The organism is Paenibacillus sp. FSL R7-0340 (assembly GCF_038002205.1).
Taxonomy (GTDB): Bacteria; Bacillota; Bacilli; order Paenibacillales; family Paenibacillaceae; genus Paenibacillus; species Paenibacillus polymyxa_B.
The window spans coordinates 298,899-319,196 of record NZ_JBBOBY010000001.1 but is presented as its reverse complement, the minus strand read 5'-3'; the positions used below and the strand labels follow the sequence as shown (position 1 = coordinate 319,196).

At 47.4% G+C, this 20,298-nt stretch carries 20 protein-coding genes and 1 riboswitch; of the genes, 3 read left to right on the top strand and 17 right to left on the bottom strand.

The window, feature by feature from the left end:
• Positions 1-22 precede the first annotated feature (22 nt).
• Positions 23-970: a Gfo/Idh/MocA family protein gene (locus tag MKX59_RS01435; RefSeq protein ID WP_049828356.1), complete on the top strand. Its 948-nt coding sequence runs from the start codon at positions 23-25 to the stop codon at positions 968-970.
• 46 nt (positions 971-1,016) lie between these two features.
• Here MKX59_RS01435 and MKX59_RS01430 read toward each other — a convergent pair whose 3' ends face one another.
• The 14 genes from MKX59_RS01430 to MKX59_RS01365 form a co-directional block, all read right to left on the bottom strand.
• Complete coding sequence (locus MKX59_RS01430; RefSeq protein ID WP_013312613.1) at positions 1,017-2,033, bottom strand: asparaginase; 1,017 nt, start codon at positions 2,031-2,033, stop codon at positions 1,017-1,019.
• A gap of 232 nt (positions 2,034-2,265) precedes the next feature.
• Positions 2,266-3,033, bottom strand: coding sequence for an amino acid ABC transporter ATP-binding protein (locus tag MKX59_RS01425; RefSeq protein ID WP_103744489.1), 768 nt, complete (start codon positions 3,031-3,033; stop codon positions 2,266-2,268).
• 4 nt (positions 3,034-3,037) lie between these two features.
• Positions 3,038-3,754 carry an amino acid ABC transporter permease gene (locus MKX59_RS01420; protein ID WP_023990975.1) on the bottom strand — a complete coding sequence of 239 codons (717 nt, stop codon included), beginning with the start codon at positions 3,752-3,754 and terminating at the stop codon, positions 3,038-3,040.
• Positions 3,755-3,784: 30 nt separating this feature from the next.
• Positions 3,785-4,594 carry a transporter substrate-binding domain-containing protein gene (locus tag MKX59_RS01415; protein WP_023990976.1) on the bottom strand — a complete coding sequence of 270 codons (810 nt, stop codon included), beginning with the start codon at positions 4,592-4,594 and terminating at the stop codon, positions 3,785-3,787.
• 142 nt (positions 4,595-4,736) lie between these two features.
• Positions 4,737-5,546, bottom strand: coding sequence for a nickel import ATP-binding protein NikE (nikE, locus tag MKX59_RS01410; RefSeq protein ID WP_028540875.1), 810 nt, complete (start codon positions 5,544-5,546; stop codon positions 4,737-4,739).
• A gap of 38 nt (positions 5,547-5,584) precedes the next feature.
• Positions 5,585-6,409, bottom strand: a complete 825-nt coding sequence (locus tag MKX59_RS01405) for an ABC transporter ATP-binding protein (protein WP_068939150.1) — start codon at positions 6,407-6,409, stop codon at positions 5,585-5,587.
• A 20-nt stretch (positions 6,410-6,429) separates the two neighbouring features.
• Positions 6,430-7,260 carry a nickel ABC transporter permease subunit NikC gene (gene nikC, locus MKX59_RS01400; protein WP_080682961.1) on the bottom strand — a complete coding sequence of 277 codons (831 nt, stop codon included), beginning with the start codon at positions 7,258-7,260 and terminating at the stop codon, positions 6,430-6,432.
• Positions 7,260-8,204 carry a nickel ABC transporter permease subunit NikB gene (gene nikB, locus MKX59_RS01395; protein ID WP_053326417.1) on the bottom strand — a complete coding sequence of 315 codons (945 nt, stop codon included), beginning with the start codon at positions 8,202-8,204 and terminating at the stop codon, positions 7,260-7,262. Before nikB (MKX59_RS01395) ends, nikC begins: the two co-directional genes overlap by 1 nt.
• A 46-nt stretch (positions 8,205-8,250) precedes the next feature.
• Entirely contained in the window at positions 8,251-9,876 is a 1,626-nt protein-coding gene (gene nikA / locus MKX59_RS01390) for a nickel ABC transporter substrate-binding protein (protein ID WP_053326418.1), read from the bottom strand.
• 142 nt (positions 9,877-10,018) lie between these two features.
• Positions 10,019-10,795, bottom strand: coding sequence for an ABC transporter ATP-binding protein (locus tag MKX59_RS01385; protein ID WP_340857408.1), 777 nt, complete (start codon positions 10,793-10,795; stop codon positions 10,019-10,021).
• A complete protein-coding gene (locus tag MKX59_RS01380) occupies positions 10,792-11,709 on the bottom strand; it encodes an ATP-binding cassette domain-containing protein (protein WP_053326420.1) in 918 nt (305 codons plus the stop codon). The genes MKX59_RS01385 and MKX59_RS01380 overlap by 4 nt, the downstream gene beginning before the upstream one ends.
• A complete protein-coding gene (locus MKX59_RS01375) occupies positions 11,709-12,524 on the bottom strand; it encodes an ABC transporter permease (RefSeq protein WP_340857406.1) in 816 nt (271 codons plus the stop codon). Before MKX59_RS01375 ends, MKX59_RS01380 begins: the two co-directional genes overlap by 1 nt.
• A 14-nt stretch (positions 12,525-12,538) precedes the next feature.
• On the bottom strand, positions 12,539-13,468 hold the full coding sequence (gene nikB, locus MKX59_RS01370; RefSeq protein ID WP_023990985.1) for a nickel ABC transporter permease: 930 nt from the start codon (positions 13,466-13,468) through the stop codon (positions 12,539-12,541).
• 15 nt (positions 13,469-13,483) lie between these two features.
• Complete coding sequence (locus tag MKX59_RS01365) at positions 13,484-15,064, bottom strand: ABC transporter substrate-binding protein (RefSeq protein ID WP_076156651.1); 1,581 nt, start codon at positions 15,062-15,064, stop codon at positions 13,484-13,486.
• A gap of 217 nt (positions 15,065-15,281) precedes the next feature.
• A riboswitch (cobalamin riboswitch) is annotated at positions 15,282-15,485 on the bottom strand.
• Between the two features lie 356 nt (positions 15,486-15,841).
• Between MKX59_RS01365 and MKX59_RS01360 the strand changes: the two genes are divergently transcribed.
• Both MKX59_RS01360 and MKX59_RS01355 read left to right on the top strand, forming a co-directional pair.
• Complete coding sequence (locus MKX59_RS01360; RefSeq protein WP_028540881.1) at positions 15,842-16,156, top strand: hypothetical protein; 315 nt, start codon at positions 15,842-15,844, stop codon at positions 16,154-16,156.
• A 544-nt stretch (positions 16,157-16,700) separates the two neighbouring features.
• On the top strand, positions 16,701-17,384 hold the full coding sequence (locus MKX59_RS01355) for a hypothetical protein (protein ID WP_028540882.1): 684 nt from the start codon (positions 16,701-16,703) through the stop codon (positions 17,382-17,384).
• Between the two features lie 510 nt (positions 17,385-17,894).
• Here the strand turns inward: MKX59_RS01355 and MKX59_RS01350 are convergent.
• The 3 genes from MKX59_RS01350 to MKX59_RS01340 all read right to left on the bottom strand — a co-directional run bounded on the left by MKX59_RS01350 (position 17,895) and on the right by MKX59_RS01340 (position 20,165).
• Positions 17,895-18,065: a hypothetical protein gene (locus MKX59_RS01350; RefSeq protein WP_155990445.1), complete on the bottom strand. Its 171-nt coding sequence runs from the start codon at positions 18,063-18,065 to the stop codon at positions 17,895-17,897.
• A gap of 181 nt (positions 18,066-18,246) precedes the next feature.
• Positions 18,247-19,554: a nucleobase:cation symporter-2 family protein gene (locus MKX59_RS01345; protein ID WP_028540883.1), complete on the bottom strand. Its 1,308-nt coding sequence runs from the start codon at positions 19,552-19,554 to the stop codon at positions 18,247-18,249.
• Complete coding sequence (locus tag MKX59_RS01340) at positions 19,548-20,165, bottom strand: xanthine phosphoribosyltransferase (protein ID WP_023990989.1); 618 nt, start codon at positions 20,163-20,165, stop codon at positions 19,548-19,550. Before MKX59_RS01340 ends, MKX59_RS01345 begins: the two co-directional genes overlap by 7 nt.
• Positions 20,166-20,298 lie beyond the last annotated feature (133 nt).

Below are 20,298 nucleotides of genomic sequence, written 5' to 3'. Positions count from 1 at the left end.
TAGAAGTAAAGGGGTGTAATGGATGATGAATATTGGAATATTGGGGACGGGATTCGGCGCATATCATGCCTCATTGTTAAACAACCATCCCAAGGTAAACAGAATCATGGTATTTGGAAGGAACGAAACCAAGCTGCAAAAGCTGAAAGAGGAGCTAAACGTAGAAGTCACACAAAATATAGAGGATATTCTGCTGGATCCAGACGTGGATATCGTCGATCTATGCCTGCCCTCCCACCTGCATAGGTCATATGCTGTGGATGCGCTAAAGCACGGTAAGCATGTATTTTGTGAAACACCCGTTTGCTTTAATCTCGAAGACGCTCTTCTTATGCAACAAGCTGCGGAGCAATATGGCAAAAAGATTCTGGTCAACCAGTTCATTAAGTTTGATCCCGCCTATACCTATCTATATGAGGCATACCGCCAACAGAAGTACGGAAAGCTTATCTCCTTATCTTTGAAAAGAGAAACGCCTCCTCTGTGGGGGGATCTTGGACTAAGCTCCATCCCTACTCAGTTCATGATTCATGAACTGGATTTACTGACCTGGCTATTAGGCCCCTGTGATCCATGTACAGTCTGGGGTACAGAAGTTACCCATCCTGAACAAGCACAGGTTCGTGCTTACTTTCAGCATCGGGATACATTCACAGAAGTCATCGCCTCATCCCACATGCCGGGAAGCTACCCCTTCACAGTGGCCTATGAAGCTTATTTCGAAAAGGCCAAGCTGGTATTTCATGAAAGCGACGAAAACGATCTTATACCTACCGCATTATATGAGTATACCGCATCAGGACAGCAAAAAATCAACCTCGAATCTGCCAATCCATACGAAAAAAGTTTGGATCATGCACTTGAATGCTTTGGTGGACATTCGGAAAGCCTGATTCCACTGGAATCGGCTGTACAAGCGCTGAAAGTGGCTATTGAGATTAAAAGCAGACTGGGGCAAGGCCAGCGTTAACCCGTATTTTTTCTTATGCCTGTTCTTATCTACGGAAATCAGCTTCCTATAAGGAAGCTGTATCCGCAGGCAGGGAAACTTCGTCTGCGTAGTTCGTTGCCATAATCTTGGCTACCCCGGCCGGATCGGTCGTCTGCCCCAACGCCCACATCATTTTCGTCACCAGCGCTTCCGTTGTCATGTCATACCCCGGAATAACACCCTTCTCCAGTACCTTTTGCCCCACTTCGTAAATCGTCAAATCCCCGCCCTCATAAGGACATTGAGTAGTCACGACAATACTCATACCGTCCTTCATCAGTTCCTCGATTTTACTGATCAGGCTTCTTTCTTTAAAAGGGACGCCACCCATACCAAAGCCCTCAATGACGATACCTTTATAGCCCAAGCCCTGAATGGCATCGAAAATCGCCGGATTCGTACCCGGAATCAGCCTGAGCAGAAATACTTCGGAAGCATACCCGTCGTTGTATGGATGACGAACGGTACTGCGATTTGCAAATACGCCCTCCGTATAGACCACCTTACCGTTCTCCACGAGGCCAATGTACGGATAGTTAATACTCTCAAAGGCGTTATAGCTGCGTGTTCTGATTTTCGAGCTACGGCTACCATTGATAATTTTGCCGTTAAACACGACAAAAACCCCAGCCACCTCGCCACATGCGGTCAGGAATGAGTCAATTACATTTTTTTTGGAATCGCTGTGCTCCGCCAAAATGGAAACTTGTGAACCTGTCACAACGACGGGTTTGTCTACGGTTCCCAGCATGAAACTCAAGGCTGAAGCCGTATAAGCCATCGTATCCGTACCGTGTGCAATGACAATGCCGTCGTACTGATCGAGCGAACGATGTACCATCCGGGCGATGGAAGCCCAATCCTCTGGTTGTGTATTTGTGCTATCAATGCTCATCAGATTATGGGCATCAATCTCGCAAATCTCCTTCAGCTCCGGAATTTCCGCCAAAATATTTTCAGCCGATTGGGTCGGTGTCAGGCCGTTTTCCTGATAAGAGGAAGAAATGGTCCCTCCGGTATTAATGAACAAAACCTTTTTCATATGCCAATGTTCCTTCCCGATTACATCTTCACTGTATTGTTCTTAGAATTTATCATGAATAAGTGTGATAAGCTACTTTGCAATGGAAAAGAATTTGGGATAAGAGGCGCCAAAAAAGCACGACAAACAAGCGCGGGCTTTCCTTCCTCCTGCGACTTGTCTAACGTGCTTTTTACTATAAGTGCAATAAGTCTACAGCGTTGTACATACCTATAACCCATCCACGTACTTTTTATGGGGATACAGGCTGCTCCTGTGGCGCTCTCTGTACCAACGCTTTGCCCAGAAACTGCCGTGTCCGTTCTTCCTTCGGATTGGTGAAAAACTGCTCCACGGGTCCCTGCTCCACGATCACACCATGCTCCATCAGCACAACCCGATCCGCTACATCTCTCGCAAAACCAAGCTCATGCGTGACAATAATCATCGTATTGCCTTCACTCGCCACCTTTTGGATCACGGACAGCACTTCATCCACCAGTTCAGGATCAAGTGAGGATGTCGGTTCATCAAACAACAACACCTGCGGATTTAGTGCCAAAGCACGGGCAATCGCAACTCGCTGCTGCTGTCCACCCGAAAGCTGGGCAGGATAATAGGTCATACGATCCTTTAACCCGACCTTTTCCAAAATGCCTTCACTGATCTCCCTCGCCTGCTTACGATCCAGCTTTTTCACACTGGTCAGACCAATCATCACATTGTGGAGTGCATTCAAATTTTTAAACAATTGATATTGCTGAAATACCATTGCCGTTGCCATCCGTAGTCCGAGAATGTCCTTTTTTCCCGCCTTGGCGGCATCGACCTTTACACCGTTAATTTCAATGACTCCGCTGTTTGGCTGTTCCAAAAAATTAATGCTGCGCAGCAGCGTGGACTTCCCCGATCCGCTTGGGCCCAGGATGACTACAACTTCTCCCTTGCCTACCGTCAGGTCTATGCCCTTCAACACATGATGCTGCCCAAAATGCTTATGAATTTGATGAAGTTGAATCATACCCTTACTCACTTCTTTCGTAAATTCGAATACGCTTCTCCAGCACGACAAGCCCGCGCTCAATAATAATGCACACCAACCAGTAAATCAGAGACACCGCAACATATACCTCAAAAAAAGCCAACGCCCGCGCGCCCATAATTTTAGCCTGTCCCATCATATCGACGACACCGATCATAAAAATAAAAGACGTATCCTTCACCGTACTGATCAGCGTGTTTCCCAAATTGGGCAAAGCCACCGTCAACGCCTGCGGCAATACAATTTTGAGCATAATTTGTGTTTGGCTCATGCCGATGGAATTAGCTGCCTCAAATTGTCCCCGGTCGACTGAATGAATCGCCGCCCGGAACGTCTCCGACAGATAACCCCCGAGATTTAGTGAAAATGACAACAATGCGAAAACCTCGGGTGGAATCACGTAGATATTTAATTGCTGTAAGAAACCGTATTCGCTCTGAAAATAATATAAAAACTTGGGTATTCCATAATATACGAGAAACAGCTGCACAATGAGCGGTGTTCCCCGGATGTAGGAGACATACAGCGTAGACAGTTGCGCCAAGACAGGCACCTTGTATATCCGAATTAACGCCGTTGCCAACCCGATAATCGTACCCAGCAGCATGGACAAAAATGCAATCCATAGCGTAACGGGTAGATACTCAACGATCCGGGGAAGGCTTTTCAGCATATAATCAAGGTCAAACAGCTTTTCCATAGGAACCTCACTTTACCCTTTACATTGTTGTTACTGCGGGATATATTCCCCACCTGTCCATTGTTCAGACAATTTTTTCAGTGTTCCGTCCGTTTTCAACTCTTTAATAATCGGGTCGATTTTAGCTTTCAGCTCTTCGCCCTGCTTATCCTTTTTGAACACCAGATTGATATCATCCGTTTGCACAGGATCACCTATCGCTTCGACCTGCAAACCTTCCTTCTTGATCGTAGCAGCCGTCATGACTGGATCATTCACATAAGCGTCCACCCGGCCATTTTGTACGTCTTGAAGGTTATCGGACGAAGTGCCTGTATCATTGTATTTCAAAATAATTTTATTCCCATTCTTCGCATTATATTGTTCCAGCAATTGTGTGTAGGAATCGCCTACTGATGCGGCTACCTTCTTGCCTTCCAAATCCTTGAGAGAGTGTATATCCGTTCTGCCTTTTTTCACAACAATGACGGATTGTGCCTGAAAGTAGGATTCATCCGAGAACAAATATTTTTGCTCGCGCTCAGGATTTTTGGCGATTTCATCTGCTACGACCTGAATCTTGTTCGATTCCAGCGCCATGAAAATTCCGTCCCAGCCAGAAGGTACAAACTCAAACTTGTAGCCGTCCAGCTTCTTGTCGATCTCCTTGACTACTTCCACATCGTACCCGGTCAGCTCGTTTTTTTCATTCGTAAAAGCAAACGGAGGGTAGTCATTTTGTGTGCCTACATAGATTACCTTATCCCCCGATGCCGCATCCTTCGAGGAACATCCACTCAAGGCACCCGTTAATAACACAAGAGATAGGCCAATCGCTGCCACCAAAGCAGATTTCTTCATATATGACATCCCCTTTTTAATATCCAAGTAATTTACTATGATTTTATATTATAACGGGTTATTCAAATAATACAACAAGTAAATTTCATTTCGATTATTTATCCATATGTTGCACAAAAAAAGGACCCTTGCGGGTCCACTGTTATCCATGAAGCGGAAAACGCTCTGCTGGATGTTCCGGCAAAATGGACGAGATCAACCGTCGTACAGCCGGATGAGCAGATTCAAAAATCTGATCCTTCTCATCACAGCGCTCAATCAATCTTCCCTGCTCCATCACAGCAATGCCATCACAGACGGCATATGCCGCCCGAATATCATGCGTGATGAACAGATATGACAATCCAAACGAAGACTTCAGTTCTCCCAGCAGGGATAAAATATGCATCTGGTGAACCATATCGAGGCTGCTGACGGACTCATCCAGCACGATCAGCTTTGGTTTGAGCGCAATCGCCCGTGCAATGTTGATCCGCTGTAATTGTCCGCCGCTGAATTGATGCGGATATTTAATCCGATCTTCCGGCTTGAGGCCGACCCGTTCCAGCAGGCTTTCGACCGTTCTTTTTTGTTCCTGCACCGATAACCGTTCGTAATTGTCCAATGGCTCACCAATAATCTGCCCGGCGGTCATTCGGGGATTTACAGCAGAGTAGCAGTCCTGAAATACGACCTGCATATCCCGTCGCAGTCCCCTGCGGACTTGGGGGCTCGCATTATAAATGTCCTGTCCCTGGAACAGCACCTGACCCTCCTGCGGCTTCTCCAGCCCCAGAATAACCTTGCCCAGCGTGCTTTTACCGGCTCCGCTGGTACCAAGTAAGCCTAGGCAAAACCCACTTTCTATAGTAAGCGAAACGTTAGCCAACACAGGAGGACGTGGTTCAGAGCGGCCCAGCCATTTGCGCCTTCCATAGCTATGAGTTACTTTCTTCACTTGTAGCATGCGCATTCGCTCCCCTTTTGAAAGTGTAACCGTCGAACAGGCGACTAACCACCTACCTGATTTATGCCCCGAATGGACAACTTGGGTCTGACATGCAGCAGCATTTTCGTATATTCATCCTGCGGGTGATCGAATAACTGATGGACCTCGGCCTGCTCAACAATACGACCCTGCTGCATAACAGCCACTTCATCCGCCAATTGGGAAATGACGCCCAGATCATGCGAGATCAGCAAAATGGACGTATTGTATTCCGTACGCAAGCGATCCAGCTCTCTTAGCACCTGTAGCTGATTGACCACATCGAGCGCCGTCGTTGGTTCATCCGCAATAACTACTGCTGGCCGCAGGCACATGGAAATGGCGATCATGACCCGTTGCAACATCCCGCCGCTCAACTGAAACGAATACCGCTTCATCAGCTTGGCCGGATCGGGCAGATTCATATTTTCCAGAGCCGTTATGGCAAGTTCATGGGCCTGTCGTTTGGTTAATCCGGTGTGCGTGCGGACCGTTTCCATAAACTGAGCTCCGATCGTATACACTGGCGTAAAAGCGCTCATCGGATTTTGCATAATAAACGCGATTTCCTTGCCCCGAATACGGCGCATCTCCTCGGCCACCATTCCGTTCAGCTCACGCCCGTTCAGACGGACACTACCTTCCACGTCCATCGTCTGGCGATCCAGCAGTTGGAGCAACGCTTTACAGGTTACCGTTTTGCCGCTTCCACTCTCGCCGACAAGACCCAGTACCTGTCCCTTTTTCAGCTCAAAATGAGTTGGCTCCAGCAGAGATACCGCCCCGGCACCGGTTTTGAGCTTCACCTGTAAGCCGCTGACCTCCAGCACCTTCTCCCTGTCGTCCATCGTTGTAACTCACTCCCGTTTTACTGACGTTTGGCAATTCCGTATCGGTCGGACAGCGCCTCCCCCAATATATTGAAGGCCATCACCACCACCAGAATCATAACCCCCGGATAGATCATTAATTCCGGATGACTGCGAATGTATCCCGTTCCCTCATGAATCATCGCTCCCCATTCGGGGGTCGGCGGCTGAATGCCTAGACCAAGGAACGACAACGCGGAAATATCCATGATCGCCCAACCCATTTCCAGTGTACCAATGACCACAATCGGCCGCAGCACATTCGGAATAATATGCCGCCGGATAATGGCCCCTGAGGAGGACCCGCTAATCCTTGCAGCAGCTATAAAATTCCGTTCTTTCAGACTGACGACCATATTGCGGCACATTCTGGCATAATACACCCACTGCACCATCATCAAGGCAAGCAGCACCTGCATGAGGCCCGGTCCAAAAATACCGACAATGCCCAGCACAAGCACCAAATTCGGAAACGCCATAATACCTTCGCAAAACCGCATCAACACACTATCGACCCAGCCACCTACATAACCTGCAAGCGACCCGACCACAACGCCGATGCTAAGCGAGGACAGGAAAATTAATGTCGCAAAGCCGAGGGAAATCCGCGCTCCATACAGCAACCGGGATAAATTGCACCGACCCAAATGATCGGTCCCCAGCCAGTATTCTTTCGAAGGTCCCTCCAGCTTGTGCAGTAAATTGACTTTAACCGGATCATGGGGAGCCAGCCAAGGAGCTAGCGCCATAATGATAAAAAGAGCAGCCAGTACGACAGAGCAGACCACGATTACCTTTTGACCTTTGAACATTGTACGCAACCTTATCATCACTGCTCTGCTCGTCCCTTCGATGAAATTCGGGGGTCCATATACAAATGCACCAGATCAACGAGCAAATTGCATACGATGAACAGGCATGCCGCCAAAAACACATAGCATTGTATGACGGGAATATCCCGGTTAAAAATCGCTTCCACAAAATAACGGCCAAACCCGGGCCATGAAAACACCTGCTCCACAATAATTGTTCCGGTCAGAAGCTTGCCCAGATTCATACCCAGACTTGTAATCAGTGGAGCAATGGCAATTTTCAGTACATGCTTGAGCATGATCACCCGCTCACGAATCCCTCTAGTTCTGGCATACTGCACATACGTTTCCTGAAGCTGCTCCAACACACTGGAACGCAGCAGGCGCGTATATAAAGCAATCAGAACCAGCGACAGGGTCAAAGTGGGCAACACCAGATGTTGCCACGTTCCTCGCCCCTCTACAGGGAGCCAATCCAATCGGACAGAGAAAAAGAAGATTAACAAATATCCCAGCCAGAACTGGGGTATAGACGCGCCAAAATATGAAATTCCTCGACTAAGCATGTCGATCCATCCATTTTTACGCATCGCCGCCAGCACGCCCAGTGGAATACTCACCACAATAGATAGCACCATACTGCTCACAGCCAATTCAAAAGTGGCGGGCAGCCGAACCTTGACCTCATCCCACACCGGCTTGTTGGTCAGATACGAAGTACCAAAGTCCAATTGACTGATTCTTTGAAGTGTATGCATATACTGCGTCAGCAAAGGCTGATCCAGCCCGAACTCATGTCTTTTCTGCTCCAGAATCTCTGGAGTAGGATAAATATGAGCAGCCGTCAAATAGGCCTCGGCCGGATCAACTGGTGAAATATGAATCAGTGCAAAGGTAACGAGGGTGGCAAAGAGAACAATAGGAATGACCGCTACCATTCGCTTCCCGATATAGCTGATCATGAGTTGTCCTCCTATCCTGTAAACTACCGTTACCTATCGGCTTCAGCTACTTTCCGATTTCAATTCCCTCAAACGGATTTTCATCCCGATTAGCCGGGAATACAAAGTTTGTAATCTTTTTCTGGTACACTGCCGTTTTCTTAATATAAGAAATAGGCACAATGGCAGATTGCTCCTGAAGCGTCTTCAGAATCGAAGCATACAGCTCTTGACGCTTGGTTTCATCTGTCGATGAGAGCGCTTCGTGTACTTGCTGATCCAGATCTTTCTTCATCGGAAGGGCACTCAGCACCTCGGAAATTCCGAAGCTCTTCTTGGAAATGACATTAATAAAGGAGTGCGGATCATAAGGCGCACCATAGTTGTACCAGAAGTACAGATCAAACTGGTTGGATCTAAGGCGCTTGATTTGAACCGTCAGCTCCAGTCCGGTCAGGTTCACTTTGACACCCAATTCTCCCCATTCAGCCTGAATGGTTTCAGCCATCGCCTTTTGGATCGGATCAGTCTTATCAAAAATCAGCTCAAAATCCAGCTGTTGTCCGTCTTTTTCCCGTACTGTACCGCCTGCGGGCAGCTTCCAGCCAGCCTCATCCAGCAACGATTTGGATTTTTCCACATCATAGCCAACAGGCTGTAAGTTTACATTCGTATACGGATAGTTTTTGGATAAAACCGTATCCGCTGTTTCCTCCAGCCCCGAGGTTACACCTTCCACCATTGCCTGCTTGTTAAAGCCATGCTGGAGTGCCAGACGTACCCGAAGGTCTGCCAGCTTGGGATTGGATGAGTTGAGTAACAGGCTTCTTGTACCTACAGGCTCGGACAGCGTGGTAACATACTGATTCGTGTCGCGAAGCTGTTTGAAAGCATCCAGACTAATGACACCCTCTCCATAAATCAGATCCAGGTCGCCTTTTTCAAAGGCCATTACACGGGTTTCGCCATCGGGAATGATTTTTACCGTAATTTTATCCACCTTCGGTGCAGTACCCCAATAGTTCGGATTACGCTTAAAGGTTGCATATTCATCTTGCTTGTATTCATCCAGCATCCAAGGTCCTGTACCTACAGGTTTCTTGATTCCTTTGGACGTATCTCCATCATCCGGGAACCCAGCTTCACCCAGAAAACGGAACGGGCGAACGACAGACAAATCCTGAAGCACTGGGTAGTATGGCTCTTTGAGCGTCATTCGGAAGGTGCTGTCATCTACAGCTTCAGTTTTGTCGAGAACGCCTACTATACCAAGCCAGCTGTGCGTTTTCTCATTTTTCATAATAGCGTCAAAGTTCTTTTTGACAATGGTCGCATTAAATAGCGTTCCATCCGAAAATTTCACACCTTTGCGCAGCTTAAACGTATATATTTTGCCGTCCTTGGAAATAGTCCAGGATTCAGCCAAAGCAGGCTCCAGCTTGCCTCCTTGCTTGTAGCTGACTAACGGCTCATAGACCATGGATTGTGCAAAAAGTTGGGAAGGATTGTATACGTGAGGATTCATCGTACCAATGTCACGCGGCCACGATAGCGTGATCGACTTTTCATTGGCAGCTCCGTCAGTAGAGGTGGATGCAGGGGTTTTTTCCTGCTTCGCGCAGCCCAAAACAACGGATAATAAGAGGAGCGCCACCAACATAAGGGTGGCAGTCTTGCGGTGTCGAACGGACATCAATGTATTTCCCCTTTTCTATATATGTGATAATGATTATCATAATCATATTTAGAATAGGTACCACGTTCTATTTTGTCAACAATATTCGACAAGCAATCCTCTTATTTATTTTAAATTTGTATAATATTAAATTTATGGCTTAATTCTCCAACGCTTGAAACAGAGTACGCGTGTACTCATGCTGTAACAAGTCTTCATCCCATTCCTTAAAGATTTCCACGATCTCCCCCTGAACCATGACGGCAACTCGATCACAAAACTGGCGAGTAGATTGGAGATCGTGAGTGATGAATAGGTAGGACAACTGACGTTCCATCTGCATTCTTTTGAGCATGTCCAGTACAGAAGACTGCGTTGTCGTATCCAGATTGGCGATCGATTCATCGAACAAGATAATATCCGGCTCCACCGCCAACGCTCGGGCAATACATACCCGCTGTTTTTGCCCGCCACTCAGCTGTGCTGGGTATTTTTCCAGACTGTCAGCCTCCAATCCTACTGATTCCAATAGAGACAGACAAATATCCAGCGCCTGCGCTTTTCGCTCAGGAAAATAGTTGTGGATCGGCTCCATTAAAATATCTCGAATGGTCATACGAGGATGCAATGAGGAGGACGAATCCTGTGCAACCAACTGGATTCGCTTGTACAGCTGAACGTCCTTCGTCTTTTCGAAATGTATAGGCTGATGATCCAGCCAAATCTCCCCTGAGGTCAACGACTCCAGCCCTAGAATACATTGTGCCAGCGTGCTTTTGCCACTTCCACTTTCTCCAACCAATCCAAGACACTCCCCCTGCCGTAACTCCAGACTCACCTTCTTCACGGCCTGCTCGCTATCTTGCGTGCTGAACCAGCCTTTTCTCCGTTTGCGGACAGGGTATGCTTTGGTCACATTCTTCAATTCCAGCATCACTGGTGCATCCTTCCTTCCGGGCTCATCTCCAACACTCGATCTGCTATGCGGCTCATACCTTGGCGATCATGTGAAATCAACAATATGGTGAGATCAAAGTCTTCTCTCAATTGTTGCAACAATGCCAAAACCTTGTCGCGGTTGATAACATCCAACGCCGTAGTAGGCTCGTCGGCAATAAAGAGGCTCGGACCGGAGCTTAACATTGCAGCCAGCAGCACCCTTTGACACATGCCTCCGCTTAGTTCAAAAGGATATGACGACAAAATATGCTCAGGATCTGCAAACCCAACCTTGCGGAGCAGAGAGCGCAAATAGGCCTCCCGCACTGGAGTAGCGCCTCCTCTGGCTATCTCCGTGGCACGACTCAGCATCTGCCGCATCCGTGGCAGCACGCCCAGTGGGTGGACTTGCTTCGGTGCAGTGTGGGATGGGGCTGCATCAGCGTGCCCCGGCTCCATCTGGTCGTGCGGCATCCAACGCCGCCCGTACAGTCTAAGCGTATCCATCAGCTGGGCGCGGACAGTCCGGATCGGATTCAACCCGCTCAGCGATTGTTGAATGAGCAGGGCAATATCCTCTCGGCGCAGCCTTTGCCAGCGCCGTTCCTGGAACGGGAGAATGTCTTCCCCGTTATAGTAGATACGCCCTTGCGTAACACCGATACCTGGCTCCAGCATGCCTGCGATTGCGTGTGCGGTCAGACTCTTGCCGCATCCGCTCGGTCCGGTCAGGGCCACAATCTCCCCTGAATATATGGAAAAGCTCACATCCCGCAGCAGTGGTTTGCTCCCACTTCCGCTTGCTCCTACGCCTGTGCGGCAGATTTCCAAATGTTCCACGTGTAACAACGGTTTTCGCCCTGCCACTTGTTCTATCGTATCCTTGCCCCCAAGGGCTATTTGATCTCCCACTATTTGGCCGCCCCCTTTTCCGAAAAGCGGTCGCCCAAAAGCTGGCAGGCAAGTACGAATAGCATAATCGCCAAGCCCGGGAAAATCATGACATGCGGAGCCACCTGAAAATATGAGGTTGCATCATGCAGCATCACGCCCCACTCTGGCTTGGGCGGCTGTACACCCAGTCCAAGAAAGGATAGCCCCGCGATCATCAGCACCACGCGTCCGATATCCCATACCGTATAAACCAACAACTGCGGCAACGCTTGTGGCAATACATAACGTCTCAGTATACGCGCGTGTGAATTGCCGGATAAACGGGCATACCGAACGTAGTCCTCCTGACAGGCTTTTTGAACCAGACTACGGATATACCGGACATAACCCGCCCACCGTACCGCAATAATCGCAAGGGTCATGTTAACAAAACCCGGGCCCAAAATGCCCACAATTGCCACCGTTAAAATAATATCAGGAAAAGCCAGTACGCCGTCGATTCCCCGCATAATCAGCTGATCCACGCGTCCGCGCACATAACCAATGAGCAACCCTATAGGTAGACTGAAGCACAGCGTAGCTACAGTAATTGCACATGCGATTAGCACGCTCGTCCGAATCCCGTAAATTAGCCGTGACAACACATCCCGACCCAGATGATCCGTACCGAAAGGATATTTCCGACTGGGTGGTGCCAGACGGTTCAAAAGATCCACTTGAAGAGGATCATGAGGAGCGACCCATGTAGCCAATAACCCAAGCAGCACGATCAGACCAAAAAGTACGCCTCCTGCCAGCAAGCTCCCTTGAAAGGAAAGCCGTATCTTTTTCATTTTCAGCTTCCCCCTTAACGCAAACGTAGCCTCGGATCTATCGCCGTCTGGACCAAATCCACCAAACACTGAACACCTACAATTAAAAATACGGCAAAAATAACATACCCCTGAATCACAGGATAATCTCGCTGGGTAATCGCATCTATAAAATACTTGCCTAACCCCGGCCATGAAAAAATGGTCTCGACGATGACATTACCTGCCAACATAAATGATAGATTGGTACCTAGCAGTGTAATCATAGGCAGAACCGCATGCTTAAATATCTCAAAAAACAGGATATGCATACGTGAAAAGCCTCGAGCCTTCGCTGCTTTCACAAAATTCCGGTCACCCAGCTCCAGCATTTGAGCGCGCAGTACACGGGCTTGCACCGCTCCCAAACCTGCGCCAAGAGTCAGCGCTGGGAGCACTAGATGTGTCCAGTCCTCCCTTCCCATGGATGGGAGCCAGCCCAAGCGAACGGAGAATAGATAGATCAACAGAAAACCAAGCCAAAAAGAGGGAATCGACGATCCCAGCAGGGCAAACAGCCTGCCCAGACGATCCAGTGGGCCGCTGATTTTTAGCGAGGCAGCCAGTCCCAGCCCCAGCGTAAGCACCGTCATGACGGCAAAGCCCGCAGCAGCTAGCTCCACAGTAGCAGGCAGTCTGTTCCATAGTTCGGCTAGCACGGATTCCTTGGATACATACGAGGTGCCCCAATGCCCCGTGAACACATCTCGCAGCCAGTTCACATATTGAATATGAAGCGGCTCGTTTAAGCCCAGTTCCTGCCGTAGCGTCGTCAACGCCTCCTCAGAGGCAGGGACATTATGCGCGGTGAGCAAAATAGTAGCAGGGTCACCAGGAGCGAGCCGCATCAGTACAAAAGTCAGCGTGGATACAACGAATACAATGATGAGCAGCTGCGCCACACGTTCCAGTATAAAACGAATCATAGGATACGCAGCTCGTTATTCCGTAATATCAGATTGCGCTGTAATGTAGTAATACTCGATCGGATGGGGTGTAAAACCCTCCACCCCTTTTTTCACACCAAACACATTATCAGGATGCACAATGAACGACTGTGGCAAATCCGCATTGATGATATCCAGCGCTTGTAGTGTCACAGCATTACGCTGCGCTGTATCCTTCGCCAGCTTCAAGCTGTTAAGAATACTCTCTAGCGGTTTGGAACTATACCGGCTTACATTGGCTTCGCTTTTCGAAGAATAAAACATGTCCATAAAATATTGCGGCTCTCCTGTATGAGCAGTAAGCATGCTGTACATTGCAAAATCCCAATCGTTTTTGGTCAACGCCTCGTCGATATTTTCCACCTTGCGAATCTTGACCTGGATTCCCTCTTTCAGCAATTGGCTTTGGATGACCTCAGCCATAACGGAGAGCTCTGGACGCTGAGGGAAAGTCAGCAGTGTAACCTCGAACGGCTTGCCTTGCTTAGTCCATGTCCCTTGGGCGTCTTTCTGCCAGCCATCCTTCGTCAACAGCTGCTCTGCCGTTCCGTTCAGCGCTTTACGCTCAACTTTACCGAAGGGAAGAATGCTCGGGAACGGACTGCTTGCTTCCGTACCGAAGCCCCTCATGACGGCGCTCACAATCGATGTGCGTGGAATCAGGCTGTCCACCACCTTACGGTTCGCCGCATCCTTGAATACTGGCGATTCCATATTGTACACGATCATATGGGTGCGCAAGGAGGGAGCCGACAGCACTTGTAGCTTGTCGTTCTTTTTCAGTACCTCTGCGTTATCAACCGGAATATCCGTCGCCACGTCCACCTCGCCGGATTGCAGCGCCATCAGGCGCGAATTCCCATCCGTAATGAACTTCATCGTCGCTTCAGCCAGTCGTGCCTTCTCGCCCCAATATCCGTCATAACGCTCTACGACCAAGGATTGGTCCTTGTTGAATGCTTTGATTTTAAAGGCGCCTGTCATCGCTGGGTAGCTCTGCTCATCTTTCATCGATGCCACATCCAGTACAATCGTCGATGGATCAGCTAGATTGGACACCAGCGCCGCGTTCGGCTGGTTTGTCGTGATTTTCAAAGCCAGCGGGCCGCTTACATCAATGGACTTCACATTCAGTAAATCCTTCGCCAGATGGCTTTTCTCGATAGAGCGCAGCAAAGACGCTTTTACACCTGCTGCATCCATACTCTTTCCATCATGAAAAGTGACTTTATCCTGCAAGCTGAACGTCCAAACTGTAGGACTATCCTGCTTCCACTCCTTTGCCAGCCAAGCCACAGGCTCCAGCTTTTCATTCAAACGTACCAGTGTCTCACCTGCACCGGATCGCATCACATCCCAGCTATTATCTCCGTGCGGGTCAACGCCTGACGGTTTCCATGTATACGCCATTACCAGCTTTTTATCTGTCGCTGTTTGTTGTGCTGACGCGTTTTCACCCTTGCCGGAGCTATCCGACGTCTTATTGCTGGCACATCCCGAAAGAGCCATAACTGCCAGCAGCAGCATCACCCCTGTACATATCAACCATGAACGCCTGCTACGATTGCTAATCATTCAATGAATCCCCCTCTATCTTGTAAAATCATATAAACCTAACGCAAAACGCGAAAAAAGCATTCCGGACCACTTGATCAGCAGTCAGAAATGCTTTCATTATAAAATGTCAAAACTCACCTCGAAGCCAACTCCAAAAACATAGAAGGGATCGGATCGGTTTCAGACATTCCGTATGCAGCACGCCTAACCACCTCCCCAGCATCCCGTGGGTCTGACAGTGATGTCAAAACAGGCAGGTCTCCTGACTCCAGGCGCATCTTTCAGGCCTTCCCGGTTCTTCACAGTTCCAGTGGCTGTTCTGAAAGCTCCAGCAGTATCCTGCTGATGCCTGTATACAGTGGCGGGTCCGTGTCGGAATCTACCGAACTTCCCTTTTAAGTGAACACGCTCAACAACCATCTACATGGTCTCAACAAAACCTCGTACATAGAGTCGTCCGGCTCACACCTGTTTTCTTCCTTTATTTCTTTCCATTACGATCTTATTTTGTTGTCACAGGCTTGTCAATAAATGCTGCACAATAATTTAAATTTGAACGATGTGGCGAGAATGAAGGTGATGTCTATTCATTGCGTGCACGAAATGACGGGCATTCCGTCTCCCTCATGATGTCCCGAAAACTGTACCAGACTACTTAATGAATCTAAAAGAACGAAAATTTAGCAGCGAGATTGCAGATCAATTTGTACAAGCTATTAAAAAAGATACATTATTCCAAAGGCCTGAAAAAGCAGTTGGTTATTCCTTCTCCAAAAAATTGAGGAAGAAAAAAATTTGAAAAGCGACAAAACCAAAGAGTTGATCGGAAATTTAGTGAGCAAACCTTGTGGAATTTCTATTATAAGGATAACAGCATTGGGGGCAGCTACCAAACAAAAGAACTATATTGTTGATTCTTCTCAGACAGCCTTTGAGACAAATTTAACTATTAGAGAATTTACCCGTAAAACATTCCTTAGTGATTTAGAGAATGAGTTTGAAAAGCCTCCGGTGATTAGCCGGGGGCTTAATTTGTTAACTGACCATTTCCTGACAAGCCATGTCAGCGTGCCGTTTAGGTGCCTAGCAGTCAAGTTATTTTTTAGCTAGTAAGTGAGCGAAGCGAGGGATCTTGCAGGTCGTTCACAGCGTCGTACTGTAAACCAGGACGAAGCGACGGCTTGCTTTTACGCTCGAAAAGTTGTGGAGCTAAAGAGTTTTGTACGAACAACCAAACGGGGAGGCACTTGCTATTAAACCGTCAGTTAATAAAAGGACCGTTGCGATCAATACGGCTCTCTTCTATCTCATTTTAAATTTTATCCATTAAATAAAATTATTTACAAACATAAAATTTACAGGTAATATTTACTTATTCCTTCTTATGGATAAAAAAACAATTGTATACACGACTCCAGAGAGGAGACTTAGTAAAAATGAGGTTGATAATGTTCTGAAAATAAAAGTAGATGCGGACACTGTGTAAAGTTGCAATGAGCCGTTAAGCGAAGAAGTTGTCGTCGTTGGTCCTTGAATAAAGGAATAATATATTCCTACCAAAAAACCGTAAGACAAATACTTAAACAGATTTTTTTCAAATTTACTCATTTCTTAGCCCCCAATAATATTTTTCGAAGAGGAGAATTTTAATACTATGAAACCATTCAAAGTCATGACTAAAACAGCAATAATTGCAGCATTGACAGCAATATTATTACCATATGGAGCCATTGCTTCTGCAAATGATGCGCCGAATCCATTGTCATCGACGATACAATCAGAAGCCGGAAAATGGGAACCGACAGATGAAATAAAGGCCAAGGAAGGACAAGTCTACAAATATATCGATCCTAGTAGTGTTAACGATGATGTTTATTACTATTATGTCAATTACGACAATTTAAATCAAGAAAAAGGTAATAATGATAGAATTAGTACCCAATCCATTGGGGTGACTCCTATTGTTAAAACCCATGAAAATCTAGGTTATTGGGTTGATACAAACAATGCAATTCGTGTAAGTACATATACTGGGCCTGCTGCTGCAAAAATTACAGTGAAAACTAATATTAAAGTGAAAGCGGAAGGAGCAATAACAGGTGGTGTTAAAGCTATAGAAGGCACATTGGGTTTTGGTATAGAAGCTGATATTGGCCTAGATGATGAATATTCAATCAATGTTCCTAAAGGAGAAAGATGGGTTATTAGTGCTTTTCCACGATATGAAAAACATAGATTAGGAATGTATTGGCCAGCTCCATTCATAGGTGATCCTTTCATAGGTTATGTGAGAGTAGACAAGCCTGTGGGAATTGCTTTCAGAGTAGAAAAGCACTAATCATATCAAATAAATTGAAATAAAAAGAGAGGCCGTTGCAACCAACACGGCTTCTTTTTTTATAGCGGAAAGTAGCGGGACTCTCGCGAGTCTACTCAGTTACTTTGGACTGGAGCTGTGGCGTCCGAACGATCTATTGCGTTCAAAGGACTTTATATCATACCTAGACAGGGTTACACGAAAGAATGTCGAATAGAGCGGGCAAGTAAAAAAATGATGAAACAGGATTGTAATTCGTCGTGACGGACAATTAAATACTTGGTACTACAGGCTTTTTATTGACAAGCACGGAGGGTGATGAAATTAACAAGACAGCGAAATTTGAGGATTGGAAGACCGGACATATGCACTCACAAAACTCTGGGTTTTGGAATTTAATTTCGTATGGAATCTTACTGTATCAGCATAGGGAGGCATTCACTTTATCTATCTGCTAACGCATACGGTTCGAATAATCTTCCGTGATTTTTGCTAGGATAAAAAAACCAACACGTTTCCAAAGAATATTTTCTATCGTCCACGACTTTCACGTCCAATAGTCATAATTCTGGCCCCCTGCTTTAGCTTGTCCCAATCCAGGAAATAAAGCAGCCCCCTTGTTGACGATCCGCGACTGTTGCGCATCTGCTTACGCTGGCTGCGAACCAATGTAAGCAGCTTCGTTAGGTTATAGCTGTCCAACTCCAAACTCAATCAATTTGGGTGTGCTGCGTCTGGCTCCGGCCAGCCTGACGCCTGCCGTAATAGATACCAGTTTGCACAGCCTATCTTCTCTGCTCATCTTCCCTGGATAACTCCATGCCAAAAAGCCGGAAAAGAGGCATATGTCCTCTCTCCGGCTATCTTTATTTATTCCTAATCATCAAACCTTCTGTGGAACCTCCTGAACCGTCACGCTTTTGACCGAGTCCCCTTGTTTTCTCGTCAAAACGATGTTCAAGACAATCGCTGTAATCGAGCCTGAAACGATACCATTTTGCAACAGCATTTTGGCAAAGCTCGGCAGCTGGTCGAACATTTGTGGCAGAACGGCAGAGCCTAGGCCCACGGCAATACTGCATGCTGCGATCAGCAGATTGCTTTCCTTCCGCAGATCCACTTCTGACAGAATAGACATGCCTGATGCAGCGACCGAGCCGAACATGACGATCATCGCCCCGCCCAGCACAGCGTTAGGAATCACTGTCGTTAAAGCAGCCAGCTTAGGCAGCAAACCGAGAACAACCATGATACCGCCCGCAGCAAAAATAACGTTCCGCGATTTGACGCGTGTGAGTGAGATCAGACCCACATTTTGCGAGAAAGCTGTATAAGGAAACGCGTTAAAAATACCCCCAAGCATGATCGCAAGTCCCTCGGAACGCAGACCATTGACGATCTGCTTCTGCTCCACCTTCTGATCAATTGCTTTGCCTACTGCCAAATAAACGCCTGTAGACTCAACCATACTGACAATATTGACGATAATCATCGTACAAACTGCCATAATGCTAAACTCAGGCTTACCAAAATAAAACGGCTGTGCAACACTCACCCATGAAGCCTCCGCCACGGGAGCAAAATGCACCATTCCCATTCCATAAGCAACCACTGTGCCCGCGAACAACCCAATAAGCACGGAAATCGAGCGCAAAAAGCCTTTTGCCAACCGATTCACAAGCAGAATAACCAGTAGTGTGACTAAGGCCAACAGTAAATTACGTGGCTGTCCAAAGTCCGAACTGCCCTGACCCCCTGCTACATTGTTCATCGCCACCGGAATAAGGGATAGACCGATAATCGTAACGACCGAACCTGTAACCACCGTCGGGAAAAAGCGTAGCAGCTTGCCATACAACGGTGCTGCTAACACCACAAATATACCAGACAAAATAATGGCACCATACGCTGTCGCTAAATTTGAGGTCGAAGCAATCGCGATGATGGGCCCTACTGCCGTAAACGTACAGCCTAAAATGACAGGCAGTCTACTACCGAAAAAGCGTGTGCCCATAATCTGTAATAACGTAGCAATCCCGCAAGTGAACAGATCGGCAGCCACCAAATAAGCCATCTGGGCTGGCGTCAGGTGCAATGCTCCCCCTACAATTAGAGGTACAGCAATTGCTCCAGCGTACATCGCCATGACATGCTGGAAGCCCAGCGCGAATAACTTTTGTTTACTTAACATCCCACATTCTCCTTAACGGGAGGAATCACCACGCCAGCTTCCTCTATAAAATGAACCTCGCCTGGTGCCATGGAAGCGATACGCGCAAGAGAGCGCACAGCAATGCCTCTCTGCTCCAACAGTCCACGACCTTCCTGGAAGCTCTTCTCAATCACACAGCCAACCCCGGCCAGCTCCGCTCCTGCTTCCTTCACAATATCCGTAAGTCCAACCAATGCTGCGCCAGTAGCCAAAAAATCATCTACGATTAGCACATGGTCGCTGGCATCGAGATATTTTTGGGAAATACTCACCTGATAGGTTTCCTGCCGAGTGAATGAATGAACCTCGGCGAAGTATACCTGCTCATTCAGCGTGATTGCTTTCTTTTTCTTCGCATAAATGAACGGGACCCCCAAGGCAATAGCAGTAGCCATAGCAAATTGAATACCACTAGCTTCAATTGTAAGCACCTTGGTGATCGGAGCACTGCCGAAAAGGCGTGCAAACTCCTTACCAATCTCCAATGCTAATGCTGTATCTACCTGATGATTCAAAAATGAATCTACCTTTAATACGGTGTCAGATAAAATTTGTCCCTCTTGACGAATACGTTCCTCCAAAGCTTTCATTATGCGAGTATCGCTCCTTCTGTACTTTAAAATAGTATAAAACCTGCCAAAACCAAAAAAAGGACAGGCTCCCTTGAGTTGTTTCTCAAGTGAAGCCTGTCCTTGGGGGTTGTAATCCCTGACGGATTGGCGC